This is a genomic window from Nitrospirota bacterium (assembly GCA_016214385.1).
GTDB lineage: Bacteria > Nitrospirota > Thermodesulfovibrionia > UBA6902 > JACROP01 > JACROP01.
In genome coordinates, this window is sequence record JACROP010000103.1 from 1 (window position 1) to 9,479 (window position 9,479).

Sequence of the window (9,479 nt, forward strand, 5' to 3'; positions counted from 1 at the left end):
CTTAAAACCCAGATTGGATGCCCGATTTAGGCGCTCGGGCATGACAGACAGATTGAGATGATTGTTCATTCTATTATGAAACTGTTAATAATGTTCATACTCCTGTCTGCATGAGGATTCCACCTAAAATAACCCTCCCTACAAAACGTCTTTCAATAACTTCTCTACCTCTGAGACTGCTGCCTTTACTTTTATGGGTTTCGGAGAAACCTTAAGTGCAATGTCCGGGTCTTTGAGTCCATGGCCTGTTAATGTGCAGACTATGGTCTCGCCACCTCTGAAGTATCCTTCTTCATTTAATTTTATCACACCTGCCAGAGAAGTGGCAGAGGCAGGCTCACAAAAAACCCCTTCCAATGAGGCAATAGTTTTATAGGCACTCAGGATTTCATCGTCAGTTACAGCCTCGATTCTTCCACCTGACTCATCTCTTGCTTGAATAGCGCCCTTCCAGCTTGCAGGATTTCCGATTCTTATGGCTGTTGCAATTGTCTCGGGTTTTTCAACGGGATGCCCCAGCACCAGAGGGGCAGCTCCTGAGGCCTGAAAACCAAGCATCTTGGGAAGATCTTTAATTTTACCTGCATCTCTGTATTCTTTATAGCCTTTCCAGTAAGCGGTTATATTCCCTGCATTTCCAACAGGCAGGGCATGGTATTCAGGGGCAGTACCGAGCCGGTCGCATACCTCAAAAGCCGCTGTCTTCTGGCCTTCAAGCCTGAAAGGGTTTATCGAATTCACAAGGGTTATCGGGTATTTCCTGACAAGTTCCTTTACTATATTCAAGGCATCGTCAAAATTACCATCTACCTGTAACACCTTTGCTCCATGCACTATGGCCTGGGCGAGCTTGCCGAAAGCTATTTTACCTTCTGGTATTAATACAATTGCTGTAAGGCCAGCCTTTGCAGCATAAGCAGAGGCAGATGCAGATGTATTTCCTGTTGAAGCACAGATGACAGCCCTTGAGCCTTCCTCCATTGCCTTTGAAATGGCAAGGGTCATTCCACGGTCTTTAAAAGAGCCTGTTGGATTTACGCCGTCGAACTTGAAATATAAATTCAGCTTTTTACTTAAATCGCCTAAATTTGTAACCTTTATTAAAGGGGTGTTGCCTTCTTTAAGGGTGATAATAGGGGTTTTATCTGATACAGGTAAGAAATCCCTGTATTTTTCAATTACTCCTCGCCATGGTTGCATAATTATTCCAGGATGTCTCCTTCCACAAGCTCCACCACAATCCCCTGCTGTTTTAAGGATTCTATTCCATTTTTAAGATTCTCTTCAGTGCCCTCAAGCTCAAGGACCATTTCTCCCACAGTCTCTGTTACCCTTGCCCTTCTGATATTCGGCATCACATCGTGTTTTTTGGCCATGGTGAATATCACAGGCTCTTTGATAAGATGTTGAGGGAATGTCAGCTTTACCCTTTTCTTCATAAATCCTCCTTTTAGTAGGGATTGGGGATTGGTTTTTACTAACCCCTAACCCCTTTTTGTGCGCCCCCCTGCGATAGCAGGAATTATAGAGACCTCATCGCCGTCCTTCACCTCGGTCTCCTCTGCCTTCAAAAACCTGATATCCTCCTCATTCACATATACATTCACAAAACGCCTTATCTTTCCAGCCTCAGAGATTCTTTCTCCGATACCTGGGAATTTTTCATTAAGGTCATTTACAAGTTCAATCACCGTACCTGCTTTACCTTCCACTTCCTCCTTGCCATTAGTAAGCCTCTGGAGAGGAACGGGGATTCTCACTTTTACCGCCATTTTTAGCCTCCTATTTTCTTTAATGCCTCTTCAAAAGAAGCCAGATTTGGTTTTATATGGTGCACTTCAGGTGTATGCCCTGTAAGGGCTTCTTGAGTCTTAAGCCCATTTCCTGTAATACATATAACAGTGACCTCATCTTTCGAGATACGACCGCTCCTGATGAGTTTTATTGTAGCTGCAAGAGTTACACCACCAGCGGTTTCAGCAAAAATCCCCTCTGTCTTTGCTAAAAGTTTCATAGAATCTATTATCTCTGAATCCGAAACGTCCTCTCCGTACCCGCCGCTTTCTCTGACAACCTGAGCGGCATAAAAACCATCAGCAGGGTTTCCTATAGCCAGGGATTTAGCTATTGTGTTGGGCCTTACAGGTTTTATCACATCACTGCCCTGCTTTATACCCAAGCTGTTCGATGATTTCGTATCCATGGGTTTTTGAACCCTCTGCGTAAAATGGTCTGATGTTAATATTTACAAAGGCCCATCTGTATTTATTTGCAACCTCGCTGCAGAGTCTGTTGACTTCATCATAATTGCCATCGACGGCTATCAGATTTGGCTCATAAACAAGAGAGGCTATAATCTTGCTCGGCTCAAGAGTTGCGGGAATGAATATAAACCTTCTAAAACCTGCTTTTGCGCCCTGAGCAGAAACTGCATGGGCAAGATTCCCTGTGGAGGCGCATGCTACAGTATCAAAACCAAATTCCCTGGCCTTTGTCAGGGCAACAGAGACAACCCTGTCTTTGAAAGACAAAGTAGGATGAGCGACTGTATCATCTTTTATATAGAGTTCTTTTACACCAATGACCTTTGAGAGATTATCTGCCCTTATAAGCGGCGTAAAGCCAGAGTTAAGGCCAACCACAGGGTCACCGTCTACAGGGAGGAGCTCTTTATATCGCCATAAACTTTTATGCCTTGCCTGTATTTTCTCAACAGTCAATACCCTGCCTATGCTGTCATAATCATAAATAACCTCAAGCGGGCCAAAACAGAACTCGCATACATACACAGGTTGTACAGGGTATTCCCTTCCACACTCTCTGCACTTCAAGCCTTTGACAAAGCTCATCTCTTCCCCTTTTCTCCCGGAAGACTTAATTTAATTTCATCAATCTTTTCTGGCCCGATTATAAAGGTTCTTACCTCAGGTTTTTTATCAACTAAACTCACAATCATATAACATGCCTCAGGATAAACAGGGGTATCAGGCAAATCCGGCCAGTAGGCCTTCTCAACATCATCCCTGGAAGGATAAGCAGATGACGAAGGGTGAGAGTGGTATATGCCGATAAGTTTCAATCCTTTAGCTCTCATCTCTTTCATGCATCTGAATTGCTCCATTGAGTCCATCTCGTAGTTTACAGGAGAGTTCTTTATATTAGTCATTCTGTAAATTTTCTCCACCATACCTTCCTTTCCAGCGAGGATGCCGCATGCCTCATTTGGAAATTCCTCTTTACAATGAGAAACTATATCATCGAGAAGTTCCCTGGATATAAATAACTCAGTCACCCGCCCCCTACTTCTTATTTCTCACTTCTCATCTCTTATTTCCCATTTCTTATTTATATCGCGCAGTACTCCTGCGTATAATCAATCAATTCCTTAATCTTCGGGTTTTCGCTGCAAATCGGGCAGTCAGGATTTCTGGGAATCTTAACTCTTCTGAAACTGGTCTTGAGCGCATTGTAAATCAAAAGCTCGCCTTTTAAGAGGTCTCCTTTGCCGAGGATGAATTTCAACACCTCTGTTGCCTGAAGAGCACCTACTACACCTGTAATTGCTCCTAATACGCCTGCCTCCTGGCAGGACGGCACAAGTCCTGGCGGAGGAGGCTCCTCAAAAAGACAGCGGTAGCAGGGGCCATCACCTGGAATTATTGTTGTAACCTGTCCTTCAAACTTCAATATAGCGCCGCTAATCAAGGGTTTTTTAAGCATCACACATGCGTCATTAACAAGATACCTCGTTGGAAAATTATCGCTTCCATCAACGACTGCATCGTAATCTCTTATAAGGTCAAGGATGTTGTCTTTGTTTATCTTTTCGTTTAATGCCACAACATTAACATCAGGGTTCAGAGACTCAAAAGTGGCTTTTGCCGACTCTACTTTGGGCCTTCCAATGGTCTTTGTGCTGTGGGCAATTTGCCTCTGCAGGTTGCTTATCTCTACACTGTCGCTATCTATAATAGCAATAGTCCCTACACCTGCTGCAGTAAGATAATATCCTACAGGACATCCGAGGCCGCCTGCCCCAACTATAAACACCTTTGCCCTTGCAATTTTTTTCTGGCCTTTGCCTCCAACCTCTGGAAGTATTATATGGCGACTGTATCTCTGGAGCTGCTCCTCTGTAAATTCCATCAGTCCCCCACCTCTTTTCTTACCTGGATAACCCAGTCAGTATTATTTATCTGTTCCACCTTTAAGACCTTATGGCCGTAATTCTCCATAGCCTTTGGTATGCTCTGAATGGCCTCAGGATAATCGAGGAGTATCTCAAGAACTTCTCCAACCTCGATATCCTCTATAGCTAACTTGGACTTAACCAGCGTGTATGGACAAATCTCTCCTTTTATATTTATCTTTTTTTTAATTTCTATCGTGTCTCCCATTTTATCCTTCTTTTCCTTCAACCCTTATATAAATGCTCTTGCCTGCAACAACAGACAATTTATCAAGCTCTCTTAAAGAATGGACTACATCCTTTTCCCTCGCCTCATGGGTCATCATTACAAGAGGTACTGCCTTTTCCTTTTTTCTCCCTTTCTGAATAACAGACTCAATACTTATATTATTTGAGCCAAGTATACCAGAAATCTTTGACAGGACGCCTGGTTTATCAATAGCCGAAAACCTGAAATAGTAACGGCTGGACACATCTTCCATTTTCTTTATCTTCAGGTCAGCCCTCTCATCCACCCTTCGCCCCAGGCCAGGGATTCTTCCCACAGAACCCATCTTTATATCCCTCGCTATATCGGCAATATCACTCACCACTGCGCTGCCAGTCGGCATATCGCCTGCGCCCCTTCCATAATAAAGGGTCGAACCCACTGCATCTCCTTCAACGTATATCGCATTAAAAACCCCGTCTACTTTAGCAATCAGATAATCCTCAGGCAACATTGTTGGATGAACCCTGAGCTCAATCTCTCTGTCAACCTGTTTTGCTATTGCCAGGAGTTTTATCTTATAACCGAACTCTGAAGCAAAGGCTATATCCAGAGGAGTTATCTCTGTAATCCCCTCTGTGAATATCTTTTTAAAAGACAATGGTATCCCAAAAGATAGAGACCCAAGGATAGCGAGTTTGTGTGCAGAATCAATCCCCTCTACATCGAGGGTCGGATCCGCCTCGGCATATCCAAGCCTCTGGGCATCTTTAAGCGCCTTAGAAAACTCTATACCCTCTTCTGTCATCCTGGTTAAGATGTAGTTAGATGTCCCATTAATTATTCCGTATATGGCCTCAATCTTATCCCCTATAAGGGCCTCTCTGACAACCCTTATTATCGGTATCCCTCCGGCAACAGCGCCTTCAAAGCCAAGTTCAACCATGTTCTTCTCAGCAGCGCTGAATATTTCAGCCCCTTCGGTTGCAAGGAGCGCCTTATTAGCTGTAACCACATGCTTCCCATTTTTTATAGCTGATAAGATTATGTCCTTAGCTGGATGAATGCCGCCAATGAGTTCAACGACAATGTCAATGCTCGGGTCTTTAATGATTTCCCTGGCATCTTTAATAAGTATACCACGGGGCAGTTTGACCCCCCTGTCCCTTTTTATATCAAGGTCAGCGATTTTACCGATGACTATAGGGAAGCCAAGGCGCCTCTTTAAATCCTCTCCTTTATCGAGAAGAATTTTGACAACGCCTGTCCCCACTGTCCCAAAACCTATTAATCCTATGGATATGGCTGACCGTTTCACTCTTAACCTCTATAGAAAAGGGATTTATATATTATGCTTTAAGTGGCTTGATTTGTTCAAGATTTTATTTGGAAAAGGAAATTACAGTTGAGTCACAAAATATTCAGGTTCAAGTCGTTGCGACTCGTAACTGAGTTACAAACTTGAACCCGCTGATCGTTACAACGGCTTAAAGCTAAATGACAGTATATATAATTCTTATGACTCCACTTTCATTAAAACTTTAATGAGGGCATCTATAACTACAGGGTCAAATTGGGTCCCTGCATTTTTCTTCATCTCTTCAATAGCGTCTTTTCTATTCATCTTTTTTCTGTAAGGTCTATCCGAAGTTATAGCATCATAGGCATCAGCTACAGTGAGTATTCTGGCCATTAGGGGAATCTTCTCACCTGTTAGCCCGTCAGGAGAACCGCTTCCGTCATATCGCTCGTGATGATGGAGGATTCCCTGAAGAACATCTCCTAATCCTTTGATGTTTTCAAGTATTTCTACGGCAATAATAGGGTGCCTCATTATTGCCGCTATTTCCTCATTATTTAAAGGCTCGTTTTTCTCCAGGAGGGTGTCGGGTATTCCTATCTTTCCCACATCATGGAGGATACCGCATATCTCCAATCTCTCAGTAAAGTTTTCATTTAGCCCCATCTCCTGGGCTATGGCAATAGCATAAGCTGTGACCATTTCTGAATGGCCTGCATTCCACGCAGACTTCTTATCCAGGGCTAATGCCAGGGATTTAACAGTGCCGAGGAAGACGTCTTCCAACTTTTGATAAAGTCGGGCATTTTCTATAGCCACGGCTGCCTGGAAGGCTATGGCTGAAAGGAGTTTGAGGTCACTTGAAAAAAACTCTTCCTTAGAAATCTTATCGCTGGCTATAATGACCCCTAAAACTCTCTCTTTTACGATTAAGGGCACACAGAGGACTGATGTCCCGATATAAGGCGTTTTATCGCTTAGCGGGTGTTTTTTTGTATCGCATACAATAAGGGGTTTCATTGTGGTTATCACATAGCCAGGAATGCCTTCTCCCTTGTTGATTCGCACAGGTTTGCTAAAAAATCCTGTAGAATACTCCGTGTACATATCTCCCCTTTCCTCATCTACAAACATTATCGAGACGCTGTTAACTTCCAGGGCATCCATAATCTCTCCGGCTATCTTCTCACATATATTTTTGATGCTCTTCTCGGCCGCGAGGTTCTCTGACAGGGTATAGAGGATATCCATCTCCTCGTAGATTCTGGCCAGCTCCTCGACTGCATGCTTAAAATCGCTATCTTCCACCACTTTATTACGTCCTCGTCATTCCGCTCTACGAGTCATTGACCTGGATTGTCTCCTGAACTATCTTTAATACTTTTCTTGGGCTAAAGGGTTTGGTGAGATAGTGAGCAACTCCTGCCTCAATACATAGTCTCTCGTCTGATTCCTGGCCCTTTGCAGTAAGCATTATTATAGGGATATTAGAAAGTGACGAATCTGCCTTTATAATCCGGCAGGCATCTAATCCGCTTATGCCAGGCATCATCCAGTCTAAAATTATGAGGTCAGGTCTCTCTGCTCGGGCCTTTTCTATGGCTTCTTTACCATTGGTGCTTGATAAAACCTTTATACCGGCATTCTCGAGTTTGTCTTTCAGCATCATTATTATAAATGCCTCATCGTCAACTACCAGGACTTTTTTTGAATTCATCTAAAACACCTCCTTCTTCATGCCTTAACAGGCAAGCTTATGGTAAATTTAGTTCCTTCCCCTATCCTGCTCTCTACCTTTATGTCTCCTTTATAGGCATTCACTATCTCCTGAACCAATGAAAGCCCCAGTCCAGTGCCTTTGACCTTTTTCTGGTGTAAAGGTGAACGATAAAATTTCTCGAAGATGTGCGGCAAGTCTTTTTTAGATATGCCCCAGCCTGTGTCCTCCACTGTTATCTCTATAAGATTCTCACCCCTTTTTTCCATAGGGTATGCATTGAGTTTTACATATGTCCCATTGTCAGAATATGTGAGTGAGTTGGTTAGAAGATTGAGAATCATCTGGCACATAGCCTCTCTGTCAGCATCTATGAAAAGCCTGTCCTGTGTGAGAAGTTTTATCTTTATGTCCTTTCTCGCAGCATTCTGGCTTACAGAGGTTATGCATTCCTTGAAGAGGTCTGTTATGTTTATCCTCTGTTTCTTTAAGACCTTTTTGCCGCTTTCTATCATGGCTATATCCAGAAATTCATTTACCATCCTTGAGAGCCGCTCTCCTTCGTCATAAATGGTTTTTAGATATTTCTCCACTTTCTCTGAACCATTTACCTCTTTATCAATAAGCATCTCTGTCATTCCCACAATGGCTGATAACGGCGCCCTGAATTCATGGGATACCGTCCTGACAAATTCTGTCTTCATGCGCTCTATCTCTTTTTTATGAGTAATATCCCTGAAGACGCTAACCGACCCTATTACCGTCCCTTTTGCATCCAGGACAGGCCCGCTGCTTAAATGGATGGGAATCCTGTGGCCTGAAGAAGTATTGGAGTACATCTCTCCTGAAAATCGTTCTCCCTTATATACGATTGACAGGAAAGGGCAAAAGGATTCGCAGAGGCTGTGCCCTTCCTCATCTGTATGCTTTAATACTTCTTTGCAGGGCTTTCCAATAACCTCCTCTGCTTTAAACCCTGTAATCTTTTCTGCCGAAGGATTCCAGGAAATGATTTGCCGTTCTATGTTAGCAGAATATACGCCATCTGCAATCCCATACAGAAGGGACTCAGCCTTGCTCCTTTCTGAAGCTACTGCCTCAAAAAGCTGGGACTTAATGTCCTTTTCCATCTGGTAAAGCCTTATATTCTCTATAGCAACGCCTATCATCTCTCCAATGGAGGATAACAACTCTATCTCGGTATTTAGAAATGGCCTCTGGTTTTTTGAAAAAAGGCAGAAAACGCCCTGAACTTCTTCCCTTCTTTTTATAGGAATACATGCATAGGATTTCATTTCAGCCTTTTTCAAAACATTAAGGGTATGACTATCAGTCCGTGGTTCTGACGATATATCATTGATAATGATAGGCTTCATTTTTAAAGCAACAATGCCAGGCATGTCTTCTCCTAACTTCACTTTGCCGAGCTTCCCGACAAATTCCTCGGAGACCCCTTTATGGGATCTGCAAACAAGATATTCCCTTCTGTCATCGAGGAGGAATATGCCGCCTCCATCCATCCTAATTCAGCCATTCTGTTAAAAGAGGCGGCTAACTGTCTGAACTCATCACCTGATTGGACATCAATGATTTTTGTCCCTTTTATCAATTCTTTACGGGGTTTTATAATGGTTCTCGCAAAGATGATAGATAATATTATAGCTAACAACAGGCTGTAACCAACAAAGATAATTATCTCATGTCGAAGTTTATTTATAACCTTTACCATTGCCTCTTCATGAATCCTCACAGCCTCGTGAGAATGGCCCAATGTCTCATCTGTTTGCATATACTTTGTAGTGATAGAAACCACTCTGTAGCTGAAGAATAAAAAAGGCACTATAGCCAGGATTATGAAAAGCAGCAAAATTTTATTAAAAAGGCGGCTCTGTTTAAAAATCATAATCTCACTACCTTAAGTCCAAATTATGTTTAATTTCCAATATAAATCATGCATAACCTTCAATTAAAAGTTTAGGATTTATATTTCCCTTTGTCAACCAGAACCTTTAAAGGATTTACCCTTACCTCGCCTTCTGGCTCAAAAAATCCCCTGGATTTATTT

General features: G+C 42.7%; 11 protein-coding genes and 1 pseudogene. All 12 read right to left on the reverse strand.

Translation table 11 applies throughout. From position 1 onward, the window contains the following. Positions 1–138 precede the first annotated feature (138 nt). The 12 genes and pseudogenes from HZC12_06495 to HZC12_06550 all read right to left on the reverse strand — a co-directional run bounded on the left by HZC12_06495 (position 139) and on the right by HZC12_06550 (position 9,317). The gene (locus HZC12_06495) at positions 139–1,200 is read right to left on the reverse strand and encodes a threonine synthase (protein ID MBI5026360.1); all 1,062 of its coding nucleotides are present in this window, start codon (positions 1,198–1,200) and stop codon (positions 139–141) included. A 2-nt stretch (positions 1,201–1,202) separates the two neighbouring features. Continuing rightward, entirely contained in the window at positions 1,203–1,439 is a 237-nt protein-coding gene (locus HZC12_06500; protein MBI5026361.1) for an NIL domain-containing protein, read from the reverse strand. Positions 1,440–1,484: 45 nt separating this feature from the next. Next, positions 1,485–1,772 (reverse strand): MoaD/ThiS family protein, encoded by a 288-nt coding sequence (locus HZC12_06505; protein MBI5026362.1) that lies wholly within the window; start codon positions 1,770–1,772, stop codon positions 1,485–1,487. A 2-nt stretch (positions 1,773–1,774) separates the two neighbouring features. Next, positions 1,775–2,849, reverse strand: a pseudogene (locus HZC12_06510) (pyridoxal-phosphate dependent enzyme). Continuing rightward, positions 2,846–3,292: a M67 family metallopeptidase gene (locus HZC12_06515; GenBank protein MBI5026363.1), complete on the reverse strand. Its 447-nt coding sequence runs from the start codon at positions 3,290–3,292 to the stop codon at positions 2,846–2,848. Before HZC12_06515 ends, HZC12_06510 begins: the two are co-directional and overlap by 4 nt. 53 nt (positions 3,293–3,345) lie before the next feature. Beyond that, the gene (gene moeB, locus HZC12_06520) at positions 3,346–4,146 is read right to left on the reverse strand and encodes a molybdopterin-synthase adenylyltransferase MoeB (protein MBI5026364.1); all 801 of its coding nucleotides are present in this window, start codon (positions 4,144–4,146) and stop codon (positions 3,346–3,348) included. Continuing rightward, on the reverse strand, positions 4,146–4,385 hold the full coding sequence (locus HZC12_06525) for a sulfurtransferase TusA family protein (protein MBI5026365.1): 240 nt from the start codon (positions 4,383–4,385) through the stop codon (positions 4,146–4,148). The genes moeB and HZC12_06525 overlap by 1 nt, the downstream gene beginning before the upstream one ends. A gap of 13 nt (positions 4,386–4,398) precedes the next feature. Beyond that, positions 4,399–5,715, reverse strand: a complete 1,317-nt coding sequence (locus HZC12_06530) for a homoserine dehydrogenase (protein MBI5026366.1) — start codon at positions 5,713–5,715, stop codon at positions 4,399–4,401. 198 nt (positions 5,716–5,913) lie between these two features. Then, positions 5,914–7,005: an HD domain-containing protein gene (locus HZC12_06535; GenBank protein ID MBI5026367.1), complete on the reverse strand. Its 1,092-nt coding sequence runs from the start codon at positions 7,003–7,005 to the stop codon at positions 5,914–5,916. Between the two features lie 28 nt (positions 7,006–7,033). Then, complete coding sequence (locus tag HZC12_06540; GenBank protein ID MBI5026368.1) at positions 7,034–7,414, reverse strand: response regulator; 381 nt, start codon at positions 7,412–7,414, stop codon at positions 7,034–7,036. Between the two features lie 17 nt (positions 7,415–7,431). Continuing rightward, a complete protein-coding gene (locus HZC12_06545; GenBank protein ID MBI5026369.1) occupies positions 7,432–8,934 on the reverse strand; it encodes a PAS domain-containing protein in 1,503 nt (500 codons plus the stop codon). Then, the gene (locus HZC12_06550) at positions 8,829–9,317 is read right to left on the reverse strand and encodes a hypothetical protein (GenBank protein MBI5026370.1); all 489 of its coding nucleotides are present in this window, start codon (positions 9,315–9,317) and stop codon (positions 8,829–8,831) included. The genes HZC12_06545 and HZC12_06550 overlap by 106 nt, the downstream gene beginning before the upstream one ends. Between the last annotated feature and the right edge of the window lie 162 nt (positions 9,318–9,479).